Source organism: Bacillus cereus group sp. N14 (assembly GCF_016483555.1).
GTDB classification, from domain to species: domain Bacteria; phylum Bacillota; class Bacilli; order Bacillales; family Bacillaceae_G; genus Bacillus_A; species Bacillus_A wiedmannii.
The window spans coordinates 45276-65575 of the sequence record NZ_JAEHBQ010000019.1; the positions used below are offsets into that span (position 1 = coordinate 45276).

Sequence of the window (20300 nt, forward strand, 5' to 3'; positions counted from 1 at the left end):
TCATGACTGAAAATCACTATTTATTATTAACGCCTGGACCATTAACAACAACCAAAACAGTAAAAGAAGTTATGTTATACGATTGGTGTACGTGGGATGCTGAATATAACAAAATGGTACAAGAGGTAAGAGCTAAGCTTGTATCGTTAGCAACGAAGGAAAAAGAGACATATACAACTGTTCTCATGCAAGGAAGCGGTACGTTTTCAGTTGAAGCAGTGATTGGATCTGTCGTTCCTAAAAATGGAAAGCTGCTCGTATGTACAAATGGTGCGTATGGTAAGCGAATTGTACAAATGGCAGAGATGTTACATATAGATGTGGTGGTCAGTCAAACAGAAGAGTGGGAGCCCACTAATATTGCAGCAGTAGAAAAGATATTGCAACGAGATAAAGAGATTACACATATTGCAGTTGTTCATTGTGAAACAACAACAGGTATTATCAATCCAATTGTAGATGTATGTAAATTAGGGAAGCAATACGGAAAAGTAACACTGGTTGATGCAATGAGTAGTTTTGGTGGTATTGAAATAGATATCGCTGAGTTGCAAATTGACTTTCTAATTAGTAGTGCGAATAAATGTATTCAAGGGGTTCCTGGATTTGGCTTTGTTATTGCGAAGCGCGATGAATTGGTGAAATGTAAAGGGCAGGCACGTTCATTATCATTAGACTTATTTGATCAGTGGGAAACGATGGAACATCAAAATGGGAAATGGCGTTTTACGTCACCTACACATGTTGTACACGCTTTTTATCAAGCACTACTTGAATTAGAAAAAGAGGGCGGAGTAGAAGCACGTTACAATCGATATTATAACAATCAAAAAATATTAGTGAATAGAATGAGAGAAATCGGATTTAAGCCACTAGTAGATGAAAAATACCAATCGCCTATTATTACATCCTTCATTTATCCAGAAGAGGGGTTCGATTTTGGGCAGTTATATAATGAATTAAAGTGTGATGGGTTTGTTATTTATCCAGGTAAAATTTCAAAAGTAGATACATTCCGCATTGGAAATATCGGTGATGTACATGAGGCAGATATCAATCGCTTAGTTGATAGTATCGCTAAAGGAGTTGTTATAGGTTGAAAGTATTTTGCTTAGGTGGAGCAGGTAAAATTTGTCGTGAAGCAATTTTAGATTTAGTGCAATTTTCATCTTTTGAGGCGATTACAGTAGCTGATTTTAATGAAGAAGAGGGCCTGAAAGTAGTAGAATGGCTCAACGATCCTCGTGTTGATTTTGTGAAAGTAGATGTAACGAATCACGAGGATACGGTTGCAAAAATGAAAGGTTATGACATTGTAATGGACGGTACGACAATTAAGTTAAATGGATTGTCTACTCGATGTATTGCAGAAGCAGGTTGTCACGGTGTGAATTTGAATGGATTTGGTGAAGAAAATGAATCTCATTCTATATTTGCTCAAAATGAAAAAACGTGTTTACCTGGTTTTGGTATGACGCCAGGTGTAACGCAAATGATGGCAATGCATGCAGCAAATCAGCTAGATACTGTAGAGTCAGTACGTGTAAGTCATGGCTCGTACCGTCCAATTGCTTTTTCTGCATCCATTACAGAAACAACGACATATGAATATGATCCACATTTACCATCGCGTACAGTATATGAAGATGGTGAGTTTAAGCAAGTACCGCCGTTTGCGCGTCCGAGAGAAATTGAATTACCGGCGCCTTATGGTAAGGAAACGCAGTATATAATACCGCATTCTGAAACGATTACGTTAGCAAAAGCACTAGAAAATAAAGGGGTCAAACTGATAGAGACGAGAGGAACTTGGCCAAAGCAAAATATGCAGCTCGTACGTGCTTTATATGATTATGGTATATTGCGTAATGATCGGGTTGACATAAATGGGAAAGAAATTGGCATTATGGATTGTATTTCGAAGTATTTATTGCAATCGAAAGAAGGGCAAGAAACAGAAATTTACGGTTATGCGCTTCATGTAGAAGTAATAGGTATGAAAAATAATGAGAAACAAAGGCACGTATTATATCATACACACCCGTTATCTGATGGTTCTGTTGTAGGATGGGAAAAATTAAGAGCTTATACGAGAAACGTCGGTATTCCATTTGGGATTGCTACAGAGTTAATCGCAAAAGGGAGTGTAAACAAAGTTGGTGTTGTGACACCTGAGGAAGCTTTTGTAAATCCACAAATTATTTTTGATGAACTAAAAAAGCGTGGTATTCATATTCATGAAGAAGTTTTCACTGAAAAAGAAGGTCATAACTTTGTATAAGTAAGGCAGTGTATGAGGTAGAAATCAATGGGGTGAATCTATGTCTGTAGTAGGTGAAGAAAGAAAGCGAACCATTCTTGAGAAGGTAGAGTTTAAAGGGAAAGTAAAAGTTTCAGAGTTAGCGAGAGAGTTTGCTGTATCAACAGAGACGATTCGTCGTTATTTAGAAGAATTGGATCGTGAAAAGAAGTTGAAGAAAGTGTATGGCGGAGCCGTCCAACTTCCGGGAGCTGGAATAGAGGCACCAATGTTAGAACGAGAGATGCTGCATATAGAAGAGAAGAAGAGAATTGGGTATAAAGCAGCAACGTTTGTGGAAGATGGAGATGTGATTGCGATTGATGATGGAAGTACACCACTTCAAATGGTGCCATATCTTGTTCATCGTAAAAATTTAACGATTGTAACAAGTTCATTTCCAGTCGCTACACAATTAATTTCTTCTATTAATAAAAAGATGTTTCACGGTGAAGTTTTATTTATTGGTGGAAAAGTCTCTCCAAAGCATTCACGTGTGTCAGGGTCTATTTCGCAGCAAGTAATCCAGCAATTTCATTTTCATAAAGCATTCGTTTCAATTGATGGATTATTACCTGGTTTTGGGGTTTCTAGTTTTGAATTAGAAAAGGCGAAACTGTCAGAAGCGATGCTGAAATTAGCGGAGAAAACATATATTTTATGTGATCATACAAAAGTAGGGGTAAAAGGAAATTACCGAATAGCAGCATTTTCACGTATTCAACATGTAATTTGTGATAAGAAAATGCCCTATAGTTTTGAAGAGGAAGTCAAAAAGCATAATATTCAATGGACAATTTGTTAAATAAATTGAACTCCCACCTGTTTTTGAGGTGGGAGTTTTACTGTCCGCAAATAGCGGGATAAAAGATTTGTATGTATGCAAAAAGTGGACACATTTTCTCATCTCTTTCATATAATTTACCAATACAAAAAAAGTTGGTCGAAGGAAAGAAGGGAGAAGCATGTCAGAACGGATATATAATAAACTTGTATTGTATGCAAATATTTTGCAAAAAATTGGTTTTATTAATGAAAAAGAAAAAAGTGAAATTCTTCATACGCTAGGTAAAAAGGCCCTTTGATTAAAGGGTTTTTTTATTTTTTATCTTTGGAAATATAAACTTAATGTAATATTATCATTTATTTGTAGATAATTGATAACATTTATTAATTATAAAAATTATGTATGATAGGGGATATTATTTTGAAAAAGTTATATTAAGGCGCTGGTAGTAGCCACAACATTAGCAATTCCATTTGCTACATACTCTACTCCAGCATTAGCAGCACTAAAAGCTGAAGCAAACCAGTCGGTGGCAGCAGCTAGTGAACGTACATACGATACTGAGATTAAAATATATAAGGATCAACAAGATGAGCCATCTATGGTTTCTCAGTACATAAAAAATCCTAAAGTAGCAATTGAAGATGGGAAAAAAATCGTTACTGTAACAATACAAGATAGCGATTATTTTCAATATCTTAGAATAGAGGATAAAAACCAACCTGGTGTATTTCAAGATGTGAAAGTTTTATCAGAAGATAAGAGGAAAAATGGAACGAAAGTAGTCCAATTTGAAATTGGTGAGTTTGAGAAGAAGCATAATATGCATATACTTATTCCGGCCATCGGATATGATCACAAATATCAAGTTCAATTTGAAATTAAAGATCCAATTGTAGGTGACAAAGAAACAGAGAAACCAGATGATAACTCTAATTCAGGCAATACGGAAACGGATCATCCAGTTGAAAGTCAAAATATGATAACAGATAACAAATTAAGAGAACTTGTTAATAAAAAAGTATTTAATAGAAAAGATTTAAATACACCAATTACGAAAGAGGAGTTATTACAAGTAAAGGACTTGTTTTTAAACACGAATGAGATTCTTGATTATAGTGCATTAAAATATATGCCAAATTTAAAATCTTTAACAGTTGCGAATGCGAAGATAACAGATCCGTCGTTCTTTGCGAATTTAAAGCAATTAAATCATTTAGCTTTACGTGGTAATGAATTTTCAGATGTAACACCACTTGTTAAGATGGATAATTTAGCATCTCTTGATTTGAGTAATAATAAAATTACAAACGTTGCACCACTCATTGAAATGAAAAATGTAAAAAGTTTATATCTATCAGGCAACCAAATAGAAGACGTAACAGCATTAGCGAAAATGGAACAACTAGATTACTTGAATTTAGCAAATAATAAAATTACGAATGTTGCTCCATTAAGCACGTTGAAAAATGTAACATACTTAACTTTAGCAGGTAATCAAATTGAAGATATTAAACCGTTATATTCATTACCTTTAAAAGACTTAGTATTAACGCGTAATAAAGTTAAAGATTTATCGGGTATTGATCAAATGAAGCAATTAAATAAATTATTTATCGGGAAAAATCAAATAGAAGATGTGACACCACTTGCTAAAATGACTCAGCTTACAGAATTAGATTTACCTAATAATGAGTTAAAGGATATTACTCCATTATCAAATCTAGTAAACTTACAAAAACTTGATTTAGAAGCAAATTATATTTCAGACTTATCGCCAGTTAGTAAGTTGAATAAGTTAGTATATTTAAGTTTTGTTGCAAATGAAATCCGCGATGTTAGACCAGTAATAGAACTAAGTAAGAAAGCTTATATTAATGTTCAAAACCAAAAAGTCTTTCTAGAGGATACAGAAGTAAATAAAGAAGTAAAAGTACCTATATACGAAAAAGACGGTGAGGTATCTACAAAAATCCGTCTGAAGAGTGATGGTGGTACGCATAGTAATGGTGTAGTGAAATGGAGTACACCAGGTGAGAAAGTATATGAATTTGGAGTGAAAGATCCATTTAATGATACAGGTATTTTCTTCACTGGTTCTGTGATTCAAAAGGTTGTAAATGAAAAAGTAGCTGAAGAAGTAATAGAGTTTAAAGATGTACCAAAGGGTCATTGGTCAGAAGGCTATGTGAAAGCTTTAGCGGATAATAATATATCAAAAGGTGATGGAAAAGGAAACTTTTTAGGTGATGATTTCGTAACACGTGAACAATATGCACAGTTTTTATATAATGCAATAAAGAAATAAAAGATGAGAAAATACGTTATTCTTTGATTTAAAAAGAATAACGTATTTTTTATGTACAAAATGAAATAGGTAATAGACAGAAGTATAGATATATGAATGGCCCATTTTAAAGAAGAGCTGTGAAACTATATTGACAAAAAGGCGTTCTCATGTGATAATTCAATTAAATTTTTAGAATAATCAAAAAATACTCCTTTTACATAGAAAGGATTCGAACATTATATAAATATTATGCCGGGGGTGACGAAATGTTATTTTTTCTAAAGAAATGGAATGAATTAAAAGATGTGAAATCTGAATTGGCACTTCGTGATTGGTTTTATGGTACAAAAATTAGTTTATCACTCTGTACGTCAAAAGAGCCGTTAACTTTTTTAATAAACGTTGAGGGAAGAGATAAAGGGTTATTTTCAGAAGAAGACTTTATTGTTGTTAATTGTATGTGTGAGCCAGTATTTGAAAATGAAGAAAAACCAGCTGCAGAATCGTTTATGCATGCGGATATTTATAAAAAAAGTAGTGCAGAATGTATTTTACAAGTGCAGACTGTAGATAGCCATTTAATATCAGAGTTATATGGAGAAGAAGGAGAAGTAACATTCGATAAACGTAGCGTGGAACGTGTTTTTGGAAAAGAAGGTATAACAGAAATGACAATTCCCATTGTAGAAGATGAGAAGAAATTTGCTGATTTATTAGAAAGTAATGTACCGAATTTTATTGAAGGTGGAGGAGTAGTTCTTGTTCATAATTATGGCATGATTGTGTGGGGGAAAACTCCAGAAGAAGCGAAAAAATGGCTAGAGGGTATAGAATATTTAATGAATTACCATGTAAAGTTGTTAATGATAAAAGGTGCAAAGAGCTCTGTTATATAAAATGTTTGTGATGTCGTTACAAGTCAATAAAAAATGAAAGCGTTTTAAAAATAATTTCACTCATAAAATATAGGTCTCCTTATTATATATAGATTACATGTTGACATGTAAGGAGGAACATATTTTGCGAGTTAAATATCATTTTCTGCCAAAACAGCAAGTAACATTTTGCAAAATGAACGATTCAGGTGAAGAGGCTTTGCACATTATGAATGAAACGGGATTTCGAGCAATCCCTGTATTAGCAGAAGATGAAAAGAAATTCATAGGGATTATTTATAAAGTAGATCTTTTAGAAAAGAAGTGTAATAGCGGATTAGAGAAATTAAGTACGGAACATATGCTGGGAGATTCCTCTGCATTTATTTTTGAAAAGGATTCTTTTTTTAGAGCATTTTATGTTATTCGTCGACTTCCATTTTTAGCTGTGCTAAATGACTATAATGAATTTGTCGGTATCTTAACGCATTCCAATATATTTGATGTTATCGAAGATTCATTCGGTATGCGGACGGGTGGTTATATATTAACAATTGCAACACAAGATTGTAAGGGAACGATTAAAGAACTTGGGACATTGTTGAAAGCATTTAATATCGGTGGATTATTTACGCTAGATAACGGTGATCAATATATTCGCCGCGTTATCGTAAATATAGCAGATGAGTTAAATGAAAAAAGATTAAAGCAATTAATTGAAAAAATAGAGAAAAAAGGATTCAGGGTGAGTCATGTAGATTATATTTAAGGTGAAAAGGAAAGGTACCAATTTGCTATATGCAGATTGGTACCTTTTTTAGTGCGAGTAATGAATCTTATTTTGAAACAGGAGGTGGAGATAATGCTAAATCAGATAAAAAAATAAAATCTGCATGTTCGCGAATTTTAGGAATAGAAGTTTCTATAACACGTGATGTAATTTCACCTGGAGGTCCAACGTGTCCAATAGCTACCATAATCGGTTTTTCTTGAAGTTTTTTAATAAGTAATTGGGCTTGTTTTGAAATATGTGCCGCTGTATACACATCATCAAAAAATAATTGATTTTCAATAATAGGCACTCCTAATTCTTTCCCGATTTTTGGGACAACACTCTTAGGATTTGTTTTGCTATCTAAATAAAATAAACCGTGTTTTTTACAAGCTGCAAGTATAAGTCGTACAATTCTTTCGTCCGCGGTCACTTTTGATCCCATATGATTGTTCATGCCAATTGCATGCGGTACTTCTTGAATCGCTTGTTCGAGTCGGTTATTTATTTCTTCGTCGCTTAAATCAGTTGTAATTGCTTTTGGTCCAAGCCATTCTTTTTTACCTTTAATAGGTTCCATTGGCATATGTATAATAACTTCGTGCCCCTTCTTATGAGCCGCTATCGCATCTTCCTTTGTGGAAGGGAGAAAAGGCATAACGGCAACAGTCAGTGGAATAGGAAGTGATAACATTTTATCAGTCCCCTTCATATTATTGCCAAAGTCATCAATGACAATAGCGACTTTGTTTGTATGGGCCTTTGCTTGAACAGGAAACAAGAAGGATGGTAAGAACATAGTAAATATAAGCAATGCAATCGTATATTTGCGCATATAAATATTTCCTTTCTATTTTATCCCGCTATTTGCGAGCAGTGAAGAAGGACAAAATCCCCAATGATTAAATTTCACTTTATCAATCATCATTATGTTTTGCGTTTTTATAAAAATTAAACAAAAAATGTCGAAGAAAAGTATATGGAAAATAGAGAATCCGCTATTTAATTGGTATTTGTAAAAAAAGAAGATGAAAAAATTGTCTATTATTGCGAATGTATTTACAAAGATAGAATAATTTGTAATAATTCTCAAAGTGAGGGTAAAGATTTGTAAATTACAGGGAGAAAATGTTAAATTTTCTGATTCTTCAAATATGATTAAGTAGTTAAAAGGCCAATGGAGAAGTAAAGTTGAGAGCATGGAAGTATAATAAGGGGGATATGAATGTTTACTGTAAAAAGGAAGTACACATTAGAAAAGCTTTCACGTGATATTCATATGAAACGTGAAGAAATGATTCAATTAGGTTTAACAAGTGGGTTAAATAGTATGGAGACAATTCAAGTGAGTCAAGAATTGGACAAGCTTATTTTACAGTACCAGCGTTATAAAGAAAAACAAACACCAAAATGGTTATCAATTATAAAGGTACCTATTTTTCAAATTGGATATGAAGGGAAATCAAGTAATTTTTGGCGAATGCTTGTGGCTGGTTTTATGAAATAAGTATAATTACCCTTTTGGGATAAGGATAATTATACTAGGTGTAACGGAATTTCGATATGAACTGTCGTTCCTTCGTTTTCTATACTGTCAATAAAAATATGCCCATTGTACATCTCTACAATTCGTTTACATATGACAAGTCCAAGACCGGTTCCAGTATCTTTATTAGTAAAGAACGGATGAAAGAGGTGTTTTTGAATATGTTTTGGAATACCTTTTCCAGTATCTGTAATTTGCAATTGTGCGTGTGTTTCATTGTTTGTTACGGAAATGATCAGTGTGTCACCAGAATTCATGGCTTCAATTGCATTTTTTGTAATGTTTAAAACCACTTGTTTCATATGGTCTTTTGAGCAACGGATATGAACAGAATGGTCTGGCAAATGTAAATGGAATACAATGTTATGTAGATTCGTCTCAGATTGAATAATTAATGCTACCTCATTTAGAATGGTTCTCACATCATATGTTTGTTCAATGATAGCAGTTGGCTTTCCAAGAATAAGAAATTCGCTTACAATTTCATTAATCCGTTCTATTTCTTGTTCGATGACGGAAAAATAAAACTGATCTTGTTCATCTTTATATTTCTCTTTTAATAGAGCGACGAGCCCTTTAATTCCGGTAAGAGGATTACGGATTTCGTGGGCTGTACTAGCTGCAAAAGTTCCAACTAATTCAATTTTTTGTAGTTCATTTTGTTGTCTTTCCAGTTTTGTTTGACGTTTTAACAACATATATTGAGCAAGTAAAAATAAAATAGACATTAAAAATAAAGTAGCTATACACTCTATTGCAACCCACTGATATAAAGTTTTTTGATGGATAGGCAATGGAGAAACAGAGACCTTCCAATTTAATCTTTGGAGTGGGGTAGTAAGCATATTAGAATGCGCATCACTTGTTTCGTTATTATCATCGGTGAGAAAAACTACATCATGTTTATCAGTTACTTCAAAATGATATTGTGGCTTAATGGCATTTAAAGATGCTGAAATGTAGTCAAAGCGTAAACTTGCTAATAATAAGCCTGAGATTTCCTTCTGTTTATTGAAAATGGGAGAAGCAATCATAATAGCTTGATGTCCAAGAACACGATCTGTAATGGCTGATGATACAGTTGTTTTCTTCGTTTGCAATACGTCTTGAATATATTTGCGATCTGAGACATCAACAGGTGGTCGGTCGCCTTCGGATGCGATTGTAATGATGCCTTCTGATGTAGCGTAATATAAACCAGAAAAACGTGTATCGTTTCCATCTGTATCATGTACAATTTGTTTAACTCCATTTATATTTCCAGTCTCGGTTCCTACGACCTTTGAGAGCATTTCTAATGCGGAAATTGCTTCACCAAGGTGATGATCTAAATAGTCTCTATATAAAAAGAGAACCGTGTGAGCAGATAGTTTGTTTTCCTGCTTCATTTTATACGAATGATATGAATAAAATGTAGCACCAATTCCTATCGTTGGTAGGATAACAAGCACCATATATAAAACTATGCTGTGGAATTTGACTTTCAAATTTGGTACTCCTTCTTTTTTATTATCATTATATATAAACTATGTTAAAATTGTCATGTTTTTATTCAAGAATCATTCATAATATATTTGGGGAGAGGAAATGAATGAGTGAATACTCATTCGGAATTTACATGAAGTACTAAGTTGTTTTTTCTTTTTATTACTGAGAATTTAAGTGAAGGGTTGAAAGTTGTATGACATCAAATAATGAACGAGAAGATATTTCTCAATCTTTAAAAGTATTTATTGCATTATCTCGTGTACATCGATCTGTTATGGATACTACAAATAAATCTATACAAAGTAACGGGTTAAATCCAACTGAATTTGCTGTATTAGAACTGTTATATCATAAAGGCGGTCAACCACTTCAGCAAATTGGTGAGCGTATTTTAATAGCTAGTGGCAGCATTACATATGTTGTAGATAAGCTAGAGAAAAAGGGGCTAGTAAAGAGAATTCCGTGCCCGAATGACAGACGTGTTATTTATGCACAACTAACTGAATCTGGAGAGAGCTTTATTGCTTCTATTTTTCCAGGGCATGAGCAAGTTATACATCAGTCTTTTGAAATGTTAACGAAAGAGGAAAAGGATGAATTACTTGCTCTATTAAAAAAGATTGGGAAATATGAAAAATAATAGTATGTTCCAAAAGAGCTTTGGATAAAGAAATCCAAGGCTCTTTTGTTTACATGTAATTATGACAGCATCTGCCGTATTTTGTTGAAGAATAAGAGGAGATTTGTAAGTAAGCATTGAATTATAGTAAGGATGCACATAATGGAGAGGAGGCTCGTTCATGTCATTTAAAGACTATGAATATAAACGGCCAAATATTGAAGAATTAAAAGAAAAGTTTACTGTTGCTTTAGAGAAGTTTGATAATGCAAAAACTGTAGAAGAACAAAAACAAGTCATCAATTCAATTAACGAAATTCGCAACGACTTCGGTACAATGGGGAATCTTTGTTACATTCGTCATTCTGTTGATACGACAGATGCTTTTTATAAGGAAGAGCAAGATTTCTTTGATGAATTCTCTCCAGTTGTACAAGGATATGGTACAAAGTATTATAATGCGTTAATTCATTCTCCATTCCGTGAAGAATTAGAAGCGTATTATGGAAAGCAATTATTTGCTTTAGCGGAGTGTGATTTGAAAACATACTCTGATGAAGTTGTGAAAGATTTACAATTAGAGAATAAATTGTCTTCACAATATACGCAGTTATTAGCATCTGCAAAAATTGACTTTGCAGGAGAAGAAAGAACGTTATCGCAACTGATTCCATTTATGCAAGGGAAAGAAAGAAATGAACGTAAAGTAGCAAGTGAAGCATATTACGGATTTTTAGCTGAGAATGAGGAAGAGTTAGATCGTATTTATGATGAGCTTGTTAAAGTGAGAACGAAAATCGCCAAATCTTTAGGTTTCAAAAACTTTGTTGAACTTGGATATGCAAGAATGTACCGTACAGATTATAATGCGGAAATGGTGGCGAATTATCGTCAGCAAGTACTTGATTATATCGTTCCCGTTACAACGGAATTAAGAAAGCGACAACAAGCACGTATCGGTGTAGAGAAGTTAGCATATTACGACGAAAACTTTGAGTTTGCTACTGGTAATCCAACTCCAAAAGGAGATGCGGATTGGATTGTTAATCATGGGAAAACGATGTATAAAGAGTTATCGACTGAAACGGATGAATTTTTCAATTTCATGCTAGATAATGATTTATTAGATTTAGTTGCGAAAAAAGGAAAAGCTGGTGGCGGATATTGTACATATATTGAGAATTATAAAGCGCCATTTATTTTCTCAAACTTCAACGGAACATCTGGCGACATTGATGTATTAACACATGAAGCTGGTCATGCTTTCCAAGTATATGAAAGTCGAAAGTTTGAAATTCCAGAATACAATTGGCCAACGTATGAAGCATGTGAAATTCATTCTATGAGTATGGAATTCTTTACATGGCCATGGATGAAGTCATTCTTTGAAGAAGATGCAGATAAATATTATTTCTCTCACTTAAGTTCAGCACTTCTGTTTTTACCGTATGGTGTATCTGTTGATGAATACCAACATTATGTATATGAAAATCCAGAAGCATCACCAGAAGAGCGTAAGACAGCATGGCGTAATATAGAGAAAAAGTATTTGCCGCATCGTGATTATGAAGATAATGATTATTTAGAGCGCGGTGGATTCTGGCAACGTCAAGGACATATTTATAGCTCGCCGTTCTACTATATCGACTACACATTAGCACAAATTTGCGCACTGCAATTTTGGAAACGTGCAAGAGATAATAGACAAGAGGCATGGGAAGATTATGTGAATCTGTGTCAACAAGGTGGAAGTAAATCATTCTTGGAATTAGTAGAAGTTGCAAATTTAACATCACCATTTGCTGAAGGTTGTGTGAAAAGTGTCATTACAGAAATTGAAGCGTGGCTACATGCGATTGACGACACAAAATTGTAAAAAACATGCGCTTTTTTTCACATGTTTAACATCGACATAACGAGAAAATGATGAGATAATAAAAGAAAATTCAGAATACTAAAGAGGTGTTTCTAATAAGGAGCACCTCTTTTCACCAACAAAAAGGGGGGAAAGAAGTATGCTTCAATCTAATATGGATGTGAGTTTAGAAAGTTTGGTGAACTCATTACAGTCTACTCGAAGCACGCTATTATCAGAAATTGAAATGTTAAATGATACAGAAGTGAATGTAAAGCCACGCCGTGATAAGTGGAGTATTATTCAAATTTTGCATCACTTGCATTTAGTTGAACAATCAGTTACATCTGCCCTTGTATATGCTTTACAAAAAAATGAAAGAAACACGACTCCATTTAAAGACCTCCAACTTACGCTTGATCGCACACATAAACGAGAAGCTCCTCAGCAAATGGAACCAACAGAAACGTTAATGAAAAAACAGCAAGGAATTCAATTGCTAGAACATTCACGACAAGAACTATTACACGCGCTTCATAGTGTTATAGATGAAAAAGATCTATTTGAAAATGGATTAAAGCATCCTATTTTTAATGAGTTGAATTTGTATCAGTGGGTTCAATTTCTTGAATTGCATGAACAAAGACATCTTACGCAGTTAAAAGAGGCGAAACATGCAATTTTACAGCGATAAGTAGGAAGAAGTGGGAGACCACTTCTTTTTTGATACGTGCATAGTTTTCTTTCTTATTTTGGAATACTACATGGAGAAAGAAAAGAAGGAGTTGAAAAGTATGTCCAAGAAAAAGAAAGAAGAAGAGCGAGCTTGGAAAGCACGTAAAGAAAATCAAAAACCACATGGCAAAGTGAAAGCCTTTGCTGAATTAGTTGAAGGAACAGAAAAAACGTGATGATTATTTCATCACGTTTTTTGTATGAGTGGAAAAGTTAATAAGAAGGTTGTACCTGTACCTTTTTCGCTTATAATATCGATTTTTCCGTTCATAGCTTGAACAACACTGAACACGACCATCATTCCAAGACCAGTTCCTTTTTCTTTCGTTGAGTAGAAAGGAGAGCCAAGACGTTTCACTTGTTCGGTATCCATACCGATTCCTGTATCTTTTATATACAACTGAATATGCTTATGATCAGGAACTAATGTGAAATAAAGATCACCGCCTTTTGGCATGGCCTCAATGCAGTTCTTTAAAATATTTAACAAGCATTGATTTAGTTTTTGTTTTTCTCCCGCGATAAAAAAAGAAGTGCTTTGCTTTATATAATGTGTACGCACATTTGCTAAATTAGCAAGCGGTGTAATTAACGATAATGCATGTAGTAGTTCTTCTTCTAACTGTAATCTTTGTTCTTTTTCAATACTTGGTTTTGCAAAGGTTAAATAATCTGTAAGAACGTGGTTTGCTTGTTCGATTCCGTTGATGGCTATGTCGATATATAATTTTCGCTCCTGCTCAGTACATGTATCTGATTGTAAAAGTTGCAAAAATCCTTTCGTTGAAGTTAATGGATTGCGAATTTCATGAGAGATAGACGCTGCCATTTCACCAATTAAATGAAATTTTTCAGCATTCATAAGTTCATTTTGGAGACGAACTTGAGTTTGTAATATGTGTAGTAAATATAAAATAAGGATCGTACCAAGTATCGTACATAACTCATACACAATAATATGTGGTATATAATCAGCCTTGTTTGTAACCTTTGAAAGGAAGAAAGGTATCCAACTAAATCCGTATGTGAGACTGTAGATAATAGCAAGTGCTATTTTTATACGATTAGAAGTTCGGTTGAAAAATTTGTATGTAAATAATAGGACAATAAATAGAAGGATAGAACCGATAACCGATGGGAAAACACCTATTCCTCCTAATAAGAAGCGGTATATATTTAATACAACTAATATAGATCCACCAGCAATAGGACCTCCGGTTAATGTACCGACAATTAATACGATATGACGCATATCAAATTGAAATCCATAATTTGTTTTTGCTGCGAAAGTGATACACAGTATAGTAACGAGGCAACATAATACAATAAATATAGCTGAATTTAATTTAGGAGAACGTTTCCCTTTTTGATTCCAAAATAAATGGTATACGAGCATTGTAACAAGGATGAATAATATATTTAAAAAGAGATAAATAATAAAGGGTTTCAGTGGTGTGCCTCCTCTCTTCTCTTCTCGCATTAAATTCATCATACTATAAAATGAAAGAAATGAAATGGAAAAATAGCGGAAAAATCAGAAATTTTTGCTGGTAGTATACAATATGTTACAATAAGCTTTGTCAATGAAAGAAGGAATTCCGTGCATTGCACGGGAGAGGTTCGCGAACTCCCTCTATAAAAAACTATGGAAACAACAATATCTTTAGGTATTGTTTTGTTTTTTTATTGTGACAGTTCAAGAACGTTCTTTCTTCTTATTCGTAGTAGAGAAGGAGAATGAGTGAAATGAAAAAAGAAAAGGCAGTTGTTGTTTTTAGTGGAGGACAAGATAGTACGACATGTTTATTTTGGGCAATAAAGCAGTTTGCAGAAGTAGAAGCTGTAACGTTTAATTACAATCAACGTCATAAACTAGAAATTGATTGTGCAGCGGAAATTGCGAAAGAGCTAGGAATTAAACATACGGTGCTAGATATGAGTCTATTAAATCAACTTGCTCCAAATGCGTTAACGAGAACGGATATGGAGATTACACATGAAGAAGGTGAATTGCCATCGACGTTTGTAGATGGACGAAATTTACTATTCCTATCATTTGCTGCTGTATTAGCAAAACAAGTTGGAGCACGTCATATTGTAACGGGTGTATGTGAAACTGATTTTAGTGGTTATCCAGATTGCCGTGACGTGTTTGTGAAATCGTTAAACGTTACTTTAAATTTATCCATGGATTATCCGTTCGTAATTCATACACCACTTATGTGGATTGATAAAGCGGAAACATGGAAATTATCAGATGAACTTGGAGCATTCGAGTTTGTTCGAGAAAAAACATTAACATGTTATAACGGAATCATTGGTGATGGTTGCGGTGAATGTCCAGCATGTCAGCTTCGTAAAGCAGGATTAGATACGTACCTACAAGAACGCGAAGGAGCAAATAACTAATGGATAATTTCTTTGGATTTCGCATCGTAGAAAATTTGCAAAAAATGGACAAGGATATTCAGCGTAAACAGCTCAAATATCATAATAAAAGAGTAATGGTCAGCAAGGAATTTACATTTGATGCAGCACACCATTTACACTGTTATGAGGGGAAATGTAAAAACTTACATGGTCACACATATAAAGTTGTATTTGGGATTAGTGGATATGTAAATGAAATAGGTCTTGCGATTGACTTTGGAGATATAAAAGAAATTTGGAAGAATGAAATAGAAATTTATTTAGACCATCGTTATTTAAACGAAACGTTACCAGCAATGAATACGACTGCTGAAAACATGGTCGTTTGGATTTATGAAAAGATGGCAGAAGCATTACTAAAAGATAATCGTGCGAACGAATATAAAGGAGCTCGCGTTGAATTTGTTCGTCTATTTGAGACGCCGACTAGTTATGCGGAAGTAAGACGGGAGTGGATGCTTGATGAGTAAAATCCCTGTCTTAGAAATATTTGGTCCGACTATTCAAGGTGAAGGAATGGTTGTAGGACAAAAGACGATGTTTATTCGTACGGCTGGTTGTGATTATAGCTGTGCTTGGTGTGATTCTGCTTTTACGTGGGATGGATCGGCTAAAGATCAAATTAGACAGATGACAGCAGAGGACGTTTGGAACGAGCTTGTAGAAATTGGTGGCGAAAATTTTTCTCATGTTACGATTTCAGGTGGAAATCCAGCATTGCTGAAAAATATTGAGTTTCTTCTTTCTATATTAAAAGAGAATGGAATGCGAACAGCAATCGAAACGCAAGGGAGTAAATGGCAAGATTGGTTACTTCAAATTGATGAGATAACGATTTCTCCAAAACCACCAAGTTCGGCAATGAATACTGATTTTCAGAAGTTAGATGCTGTTATTCAGAAACTAGCAGGAAAAGATATTAGTTTAAAGGTAGTAGTATTTGACGATTATGACTTTGAGTATGCAGTTAATATGCACGAACGTTATCCAGATGTGCCATTTTTCTTACAAGTAGGAAATGATGATACAAAAACGGTGGATGATACGATGTTGATTAAAAAATTATTAGATAAGTATGAGTGGCTGATCGATAAAGCTGTAAATTGTAAAGAGATGAATAATGCAAAAGTATTGCCGCAGCTTCATGCGTTAGTATGGGGAAATAAACGCGGAGTATAATGAGAAGGGATGTTTAAAATGGCAGGAAGATTAGATGAAGATTTAAAAGATGTAACATTATTAGGAAATCAAAATACAAAATATTTATTTGAATATAGCCCAGAAATTTTAGAGGTATTTGATAATAATCATCCAAACCGTGATTATTTTGTGAAATTCAATTGTCCTGAATTCACAAGCTTATGTCCGAAAACAGGACAACCAGATTTTGCAACAATTTATATTAGCTACATTCCAGAACAAAGAATGGTAGAGAGTAAATCTTTAAAGCTATATTTATTTAGTTTCCGCAATCATGGTGACTTCCACGAAGATTGCATGAACGTTATTATGAATGATTTAATTAAATTAATGGATCCGCGTTACATTGAGGTATGGGGGAAATTCACACCACGTGGAGGGATTTCAATTGATCCTTACTGCAACTACGGTCGCCCAGGCACGAAGTATGAACAAATGGCAGACTACCGCATGATGAACCATGATCTATATCCAGAAACAATTGATAATCGTTAATATATAATAGAAAGAAAGGATCTGTATGATATACAGATCCTTTCTTTCTATTATATTATGCATTTTGATTAATGACAGTATAGTTTTTATGACTTACAACTGTAAGAGGTTCCATATCTAGTTCTCTAAAATTTTCCATAATTGTTATATCTACAATAACGGAGTTTTGATTTACTTTTTGAACACGGCCTTGCATTCCACCTTTAAATTCAATGATATCTCCAGTTTCTGCGATCTGCATAAGCAACTCTCCTTGTTACAGTTTTCCAAAAAAAGAATAATTTTGGTTTTTTTTTATTTCCTCTTATTTTGAACCATATTGTCTAGTTTGTAAATGTTTCCAAAGTAAAAATTCGAAAAATATTCACATTTTGTAAGAAAATATGCAAGAACCCCAAGTTATTAGAAAAAAAGAACGGTTTAATGCGTGCATCTTTATATAGGGGTATAATGAAAAATATACAATAACCTACTAAAGTGGGGGAAATTAGAGGCGGTAAAATGATGTTTGAATTTGTGGGGAGTGTTATAGCATTAACTTTATTTGTATTTTCTTATATAAATTTAAAAAAGATTCGTCATCATGAAACGACTACATATTTTGATGGGATGGATGGTATACATGCTGGGGTCACACATGAGAGTGGCGGGGATAAGTAAAGGTGTATAACTTTCTTTTTTTGCGTGGTATGATATTTAAAAATAGTACATAATAGAGTTCGTAAGTGATGAATGGAGAGTGGAAAGAATGAAGATTTCTTTTATTCGTCATGGCCGCTTAGATCGTACTATAGAACCAATGACGGTTACATCCTTTCATGAATGGATGAAAGGATATGACTTACATGCTATAACAGAAAAAGCACCTATACCAATGGAAACAATGGAAGCGATTGAAGCAGCAAAGTTGATTGTAACGAGTGATCAAAGGTGTGCTATACAGTCAGCAGCTGAATTAATGAATTCTTTATCTTTTATGCAAAATTCTCTTTTTAGGGAAGCTGAAATTTCGACGAATTTTTATGCTCCAACATGGTTGAAATGTAAACCTAACGTATGGATGTTTATCGGGCGAACATTATGGATACTTGGTTACCATAAAGGTGTTGAGTCTTATAAGGAAGTAAGAGAGAGGGCGAGGCAAGCGGCTTACTTATTACACCGTTATGCTCTCGTACATGGAAGTATTGCTCTTGTAGGTCATAATTACATTAATGCAATGGTTGGTGCGGAGCTGAGAGCGATGGGATGGTCTGGTGCTCCTATTTTACATAGGAAGCCATGGGGATGTACAACCTATACATTCCACGAAGCGATGGATGGAAATATATTAAATACAAAATTAACATAAAAGCACACGATTTATATATAAATCGTGTGCTTTCTTTTTAAGATATAGAAATTTTGATGTTTAATGTTTTTACGAGATGTGCATAAGGTTCGCCTACAAGCATAACGATTTTATCTTCTTTATAACCTAGTTTTTCATATAGTGAATAGGCACGTTTGTTTTCTAAATTAACAAGTAATGCGATTTTTTCATGCTCTTTTTCAGTTGCATGGATTTCAGCAGCTTCAATTAATTGAGAACCGATTCCTTTTCCGCCATATGCACTTGAAACTGATAATGTATCAATGTAATATTCATCAAGTTCAGCTTCTTTTTCTAATGTAATTGATTCATCTTTATGTAATTCTCTTAAGTAATGTACAATTGGTGCATCAAGACTTGTTGCTTCACTACCGTGATAAGCGACAATAACCCCAACTGCAACCCCGTCTTGTACATATACAAAACAGTTTTCATAGCTCAGTCGATTTCTCTCTTTTGAGAACCATGTTTCAAGTCCTAGTAATACTTCTGTCTCAACTGTGCTGCCTGTGATTTTTTCAGCAATTTCGTGCAGAGCGTTATATAATAAAGGTGCAATTGCCTTCGCATCTGTCTTTTTTGCTTTCCGAATCATAGTATCCCTCCTAGTTTTATTTATATAGTGTAACATAGTGGTATAGAACTTTGCATAATTGAATGTCGAAATGTTTGATATAGAGAAGTAGCTATGTTAGTATATGATATTTAGTGGACATATAGTAAAGTGATATCGTTTGCGAAATAATGAAAATGAAATGAAGGTATAGCACCTGGATAATTTTACAGTTGTTGACCTATAGAATATACGATAAAATAAAATATTGCATAGAGGTGAAATACATGGATAAAGAATTAGCAAATGCAATTTTGGATCAGCTGAAAAATGGTGAAATAAAGGAGTATGTTGTTACGAAAGATGTATTTTATACGTTCAGAGAAGTTGTAGTAAGTCGAGAAGATTTTAAACATATTATTGGGAACGCACAGCGCGGCGGACAAGTAATTTATACATATTCAGAAACGCCACGTTCGTAACTAGAAGAATATAGGGAGGAGAATTATGGGCGATTTTAAACAAGGCATATTACCGCATTGGGATTATATGTGGAAAGATAGAGCTGGCAATAGGTTTATGGGGATGGTCATGTATCCAGAGAAACGAAAGTGTTCGGCAAAAATGCTTCAGAAAATAAAAAGAGCATATGAAGAGGCTATAGAAATTAAAGTAACCATACAAGTTCAACATACATATCAGTACGTAGAAGGAATGATTGTGTACTTTGATGAAGAAGCTCCTGTATGTACAATGATTGATAAAGATGAAAATCCACATCATATATTTGTAAAAGATATTTTGCGCATTGAGCACTCAGAATAATCTTTTCATAAATAAGTTGAATTTCCATAATAATAATCTTTTTCTATAATAGTTATCTTTTAGTATGTAACGCGAACCGAAAGTATATGTATAATATTTAATAAAGTAAAACTGATAAATGTAATCGTTTTTTAGAACAGATTATCGTTTCATGTCTGT

The 20300-nt window shown here is 33.9% G+C and carries 24 protein-coding genes and 1 riboswitch; of the genes, 19 read left to right on the top strand and 5 right to left on the bottom strand.

The features are described 5' to 3' along the window. The first annotated feature begins 2 nt into the window (after positions 1-2). The 6 genes from phnW (at position 3) to cbpA (ending at position 7020) form a co-directional block, all read left to right on the top strand. Positions 3-1100, top strand: coding sequence for a 2-aminoethylphosphonate--pyruvate transaminase (phnW, locus tag JDS82_RS22340; protein ID WP_000138234.1), 1098 nt, complete (start codon positions 3-5; stop codon positions 1098-1100). Continuing rightward, positions 1097-2281 (top strand): saccharopine dehydrogenase family protein, encoded by a 1185-nt coding sequence (locus JDS82_RS22345; protein ID WP_000862131.1) that lies wholly within the window; start codon positions 1097-1099, stop codon positions 2279-2281. The genes phnW and JDS82_RS22345 overlap by 4 nt, the downstream gene beginning before the upstream one ends. A gap of 40 nt (positions 2282-2321) precedes the next feature. Continuing rightward, a complete protein-coding gene (locus JDS82_RS22350; protein WP_000117658.1) occupies positions 2322-3104 on the top strand; it encodes a DeoR/GlpR family DNA-binding transcription regulator in 783 nt (260 codons plus the stop codon). A 415-nt stretch (positions 3105-3519) separates the two neighbouring features. Further along, on the top strand, positions 3520-5394 hold the full coding sequence (locus JDS82_RS22355) for an NEAT domain-containing leucine-rich repeat protein (protein ID WP_199713977.1): 1875 nt from the start codon (positions 3520-3522) through the stop codon (positions 5392-5394). Between the two features lie 248 nt (positions 5395-5642). Then, on the top strand, positions 5643-6272 hold the full coding sequence (locus JDS82_RS22360; protein ID WP_000895986.1) for a class II aldolase/adducin family protein: 630 nt from the start codon (positions 5643-5645) through the stop codon (positions 6270-6272). Positions 6273-6396: 124 nt separating this feature from the next. Further along, positions 6397-7020, top strand: a complete 624-nt coding sequence (cbpA, locus tag JDS82_RS22365) for a cyclic di-AMP binding protein CbpA (protein WP_001264215.1) — start codon at positions 6397-6399, stop codon at positions 7018-7020. Between the two features lie 67 nt (positions 7021-7087). Here the strand turns inward: cbpA and JDS82_RS22370 are convergent, their stop codons facing one another. Next, entirely contained in the window at positions 7088-7858 is a 771-nt protein-coding gene (locus JDS82_RS22370; protein WP_001234116.1) for a divergent polysaccharide deacetylase family protein, read from the bottom strand. 390 nt (positions 7859-8248) lie between these two features. Between JDS82_RS22370 and JDS82_RS22375 the strand changes: the two genes are divergently transcribed. After that, positions 8249-8530 (top strand): aspartyl-phosphate phosphatase Spo0E family protein, encoded by a 282-nt coding sequence (locus tag JDS82_RS22375; RefSeq protein ID WP_000495533.1) that lies wholly within the window; start codon positions 8249-8251, stop codon positions 8528-8530. Positions 8531-8559: 29 nt separating this feature from the next. On the opposite strand, the gene JDS82_RS22380 is transcribed toward JDS82_RS22375, so the two are convergent. Then, positions 8560-10056, bottom strand: a complete 1497-nt coding sequence (locus JDS82_RS22380) for a DUF3149 domain-containing protein (protein ID WP_199713964.1) — start codon at positions 10054-10056, stop codon at positions 8560-8562. Between the two features lie 194 nt (positions 10057-10250). On the opposite strand from JDS82_RS22380, the gene JDS82_RS22385 reads away from it, so the two are divergent. From JDS82_RS22385 to JDS82_RS29840, 4 genes are all read left to right on the top strand, one after another. Beyond that, positions 10251-10697, top strand: coding sequence for a MarR family winged helix-turn-helix transcriptional regulator (locus JDS82_RS22385; RefSeq protein WP_000203344.1), 447 nt, complete (start codon positions 10251-10253; stop codon positions 10695-10697). Positions 10698-10857: 160 nt separating this feature from the next. Continuing rightward, positions 10858-12552, top strand: coding sequence for a M3 family oligoendopeptidase (locus tag JDS82_RS22390; protein ID WP_061673470.1), 1695 nt, complete (start codon positions 10858-10860; stop codon positions 12550-12552). 139 nt (positions 12553-12691) lie between these two features. Then, on the top strand, positions 12692-13225 hold the full coding sequence (locus JDS82_RS22395; protein ID WP_000941972.1) for a DinB family protein: 534 nt from the start codon (positions 12692-12694) through the stop codon (positions 13223-13225). 100 nt (positions 13226-13325) lie between these two features. After that, positions 13326-13442: a DUF6254 family protein gene (locus tag JDS82_RS29840; protein WP_000038254.1), complete on the top strand. Its 117-nt coding sequence runs from the start codon at positions 13326-13328 to the stop codon at positions 13440-13442. 11 nt (positions 13443-13453) lie between these two features. On the opposite strand, the gene kinB is transcribed toward JDS82_RS29840, so the two are convergent. Then, positions 13454-14662 carry a sporulation sensor histidine kinase KinB gene (gene kinB / locus JDS82_RS22400; RefSeq protein WP_033658886.1) on the bottom strand — a complete coding sequence of 403 codons (1209 nt, stop codon included), beginning with the start codon at positions 14660-14662 and terminating at the stop codon, positions 13454-13456. A 213-nt stretch (positions 14663-14875) separates the two neighbouring features. Next, a riboswitch (PreQ1 riboswitch) is annotated at positions 14876-14919 on the top strand. Between the two features lie 93 nt (positions 14920-15012). Here kinB and queC point away from each other — a divergent pair. Genes queC through queF form a run of 4 tightly spaced genes read left to right on the top strand, consistent with a single transcriptional unit; the run spans position 15013 to position 17391 of the window. Next, a complete protein-coding gene (queC, locus tag JDS82_RS22405; RefSeq protein ID WP_000711606.1) occupies positions 15013-15675 on the top strand; it encodes a 7-cyano-7-deazaguanine synthase QueC in 663 nt (220 codons plus the stop codon). Continuing rightward, positions 15675-16166: a 6-carboxytetrahydropterin synthase QueD gene (gene queD / locus JDS82_RS22410; RefSeq protein ID WP_000368411.1), complete on the top strand. Its 492-nt coding sequence runs from the start codon at positions 15675-15677 to the stop codon at positions 16164-16166. The genes queC and queD overlap by 1 nt, the downstream gene beginning before the upstream one ends. Then, positions 16159-16875, top strand: a complete 717-nt coding sequence (gene queE / locus JDS82_RS22415) for a 7-carboxy-7-deazaguanine synthase QueE (RefSeq protein WP_000036277.1) — start codon at positions 16159-16161, stop codon at positions 16873-16875. The genes queD and queE overlap by 8 nt, the downstream gene beginning before the upstream one ends. A gap of 18 nt (positions 16876-16893) precedes the next feature. Continuing rightward, a complete protein-coding gene (gene queF / locus JDS82_RS22420) occupies positions 16894-17391 on the top strand; it encodes a preQ(1) synthase (protein WP_000918895.1) in 498 nt (165 codons plus the stop codon). 55 nt (positions 17392-17446) lie between these two features. On the opposite strand, the gene JDS82_RS22425 is transcribed toward queF, so the two are convergent. Then, positions 17447-17632: a YkvS family protein gene (locus JDS82_RS22425; RefSeq protein ID WP_001165081.1), complete on the bottom strand. Its 186-nt coding sequence runs from the start codon at positions 17630-17632 to the stop codon at positions 17447-17449. Positions 17633-17895: 263 nt separating this feature from the next. Here JDS82_RS22425 and JDS82_RS22430 point away from each other — a divergent pair, with 263 nt between their 5' ends. Both JDS82_RS22430 and JDS82_RS22435 read left to right on the top strand, forming a co-directional pair. Then, positions 17896-18051 carry a hypothetical protein gene (locus JDS82_RS22430; protein WP_002108675.1) on the top strand — a complete coding sequence of 52 codons (156 nt, stop codon included), beginning with the start codon at positions 17896-17898 and terminating at the stop codon, positions 18049-18051. A gap of 88 nt (positions 18052-18139) precedes the next feature. Continuing rightward, the gene (locus JDS82_RS22435) at positions 18140-18742 is read left to right on the top strand and encodes a histidine phosphatase family protein (RefSeq protein WP_000703107.1); all 603 of its coding nucleotides are present in this window, start codon (positions 18140-18142) and stop codon (positions 18740-18742) included. Positions 18743-18779: 37 nt separating this feature from the next. On the opposite strand, the gene JDS82_RS22440 is transcribed toward JDS82_RS22435, so the two are convergent. After that, on the bottom strand, positions 18780-19358 hold the full coding sequence (locus JDS82_RS22440) for a GNAT family N-acetyltransferase (RefSeq protein WP_199713965.1): 579 nt from the start codon (positions 19356-19358) through the stop codon (positions 18780-18782). A gap of 245 nt (positions 19359-19603) precedes the next feature. Between JDS82_RS22440 and JDS82_RS22445 the strand changes: the two genes are divergently transcribed. Both JDS82_RS22445 and JDS82_RS22450 read left to right on the top strand, forming a co-directional pair. Continuing rightward, on the top strand, positions 19604-19798 hold the full coding sequence (locus tag JDS82_RS22445) for a hypothetical protein (RefSeq protein ID WP_000356682.1): 195 nt from the start codon (positions 19604-19606) through the stop codon (positions 19796-19798). A 25-nt stretch (positions 19799-19823) separates the two neighbouring features. Further along, entirely contained in the window at positions 19824-20141 is a 318-nt protein-coding gene (locus tag JDS82_RS22450) for a hypothetical protein (RefSeq protein ID WP_000502194.1), read from the top strand. Positions 20142-20300: the final 159 nt, after the last annotated feature.

Excerpts from the sequence above, each read along its gene's own strand:
- phnW (WP_000138234.1), top strand. The coding sequence starts at position 3 with ATGACTGAAAATCACTATTTATTATTAACGCCTGGACCATTAACAACA.
- JDS82_RS22350 (WP_000117658.1), top strand. The coding sequence starts at position 2,322 with ATGTCTGTAGTAGGTGAAGAAAGAAAGCGAACCATTCTTGAGAAGGTA.
- JDS82_RS22360 (WP_000895986.1), top strand. The coding sequence starts at position 5,643 with ATGTTATTTTTTCTAAAGAAATGGAATGAATTAAAAGATGTGAAATCT.
- JDS82_RS22370 (WP_001234116.1), bottom strand. The coding sequence starts at position 7,858 with ATGCGCAAATATACGATTGCATTGCTTATATTTACTATGTTCTTACCA.
- JDS82_RS22375 (WP_000495533.1), top strand. The coding sequence starts at position 8,249 with ATGTTTACTGTAAAAAGGAAGTACACATTAGAAAAGCTTTCACGTGAT.
- JDS82_RS22385 (WP_000203344.1), top strand. The coding sequence starts at position 10,251 with ATGACATCAAATAATGAACGAGAAGATATTTCTCAATCTTTAAAAGTA.
- JDS82_RS22390 (WP_061673470.1), top strand. The coding sequence starts at position 10,858 with ATGTCATTTAAAGACTATGAATATAAACGGCCAAATATTGAAGAATTA.
- JDS82_RS22395 (WP_000941972.1), top strand. The coding sequence starts at position 12,692 with ATGCTTCAATCTAATATGGATGTGAGTTTAGAAAGTTTGGTGAACTCA.
- JDS82_RS29840 (WP_000038254.1), top strand. The coding sequence starts at position 13,326 with ATGTCCAAGAAAAAGAAAGAAGAAGAGCGAGCTTGGAAAGCACGTAAA.
- kinB (WP_033658886.1), bottom strand. The coding sequence starts at position 14,662 with ATGCTCGTATACCATTTATTTTGGAATCAAAAAGGGAAACGTTCTCCT.
- queC (WP_000711606.1), top strand. The coding sequence starts at position 15,013 with ATGAAAAAAGAAAAGGCAGTTGTTGTTTTTAGTGGAGGACAAGATAGT.
- queD (WP_000368411.1), top strand. The coding sequence starts at position 15,675 with ATGGATAATTTCTTTGGATTTCGCATCGTAGAAAATTTGCAAAAAATG.
- queE (WP_000036277.1), top strand. The coding sequence starts at position 16,159 with ATGAGTAAAATCCCTGTCTTAGAAATATTTGGTCCGACTATTCAAGGT.
- queF (WP_000918895.1), top strand. The coding sequence starts at position 16,894 with ATGGCAGGAAGATTAGATGAAGATTTAAAAGATGTAACATTATTAGGA.
- JDS82_RS22425 (WP_001165081.1), bottom strand. The coding sequence starts at position 17,632 with ATGCAGATCGCAGAAACTGGAGATATCATTGAATTTAAAGGTGGAATG.
- JDS82_RS22430 (WP_002108675.1), top strand. The coding sequence starts at position 17,896 with ATGTTTGAATTTGTGGGGAGTGTTATAGCATTAACTTTATTTGTATTT.
- JDS82_RS22435 (WP_000703107.1), top strand. The coding sequence starts at position 18,140 with ATGAAGATTTCTTTTATTCGTCATGGCCGCTTAGATCGTACTATAGAA.
- JDS82_RS22440 (WP_199713965.1), bottom strand. The coding sequence starts at position 19,358 with ATGATTCGGAAAGCAAAAAAGACAGATGCGAAGGCAATTGCACCTTTA.
- JDS82_RS22445 (WP_000356682.1), top strand. The coding sequence starts at position 19,604 with ATGGATAAAGAATTAGCAAATGCAATTTTGGATCAGCTGAAAAATGGT.
- JDS82_RS22450 (WP_000502194.1), top strand. The coding sequence starts at position 19,824 with ATGGGCGATTTTAAACAAGGCATATTACCGCATTGGGATTATATGTGG.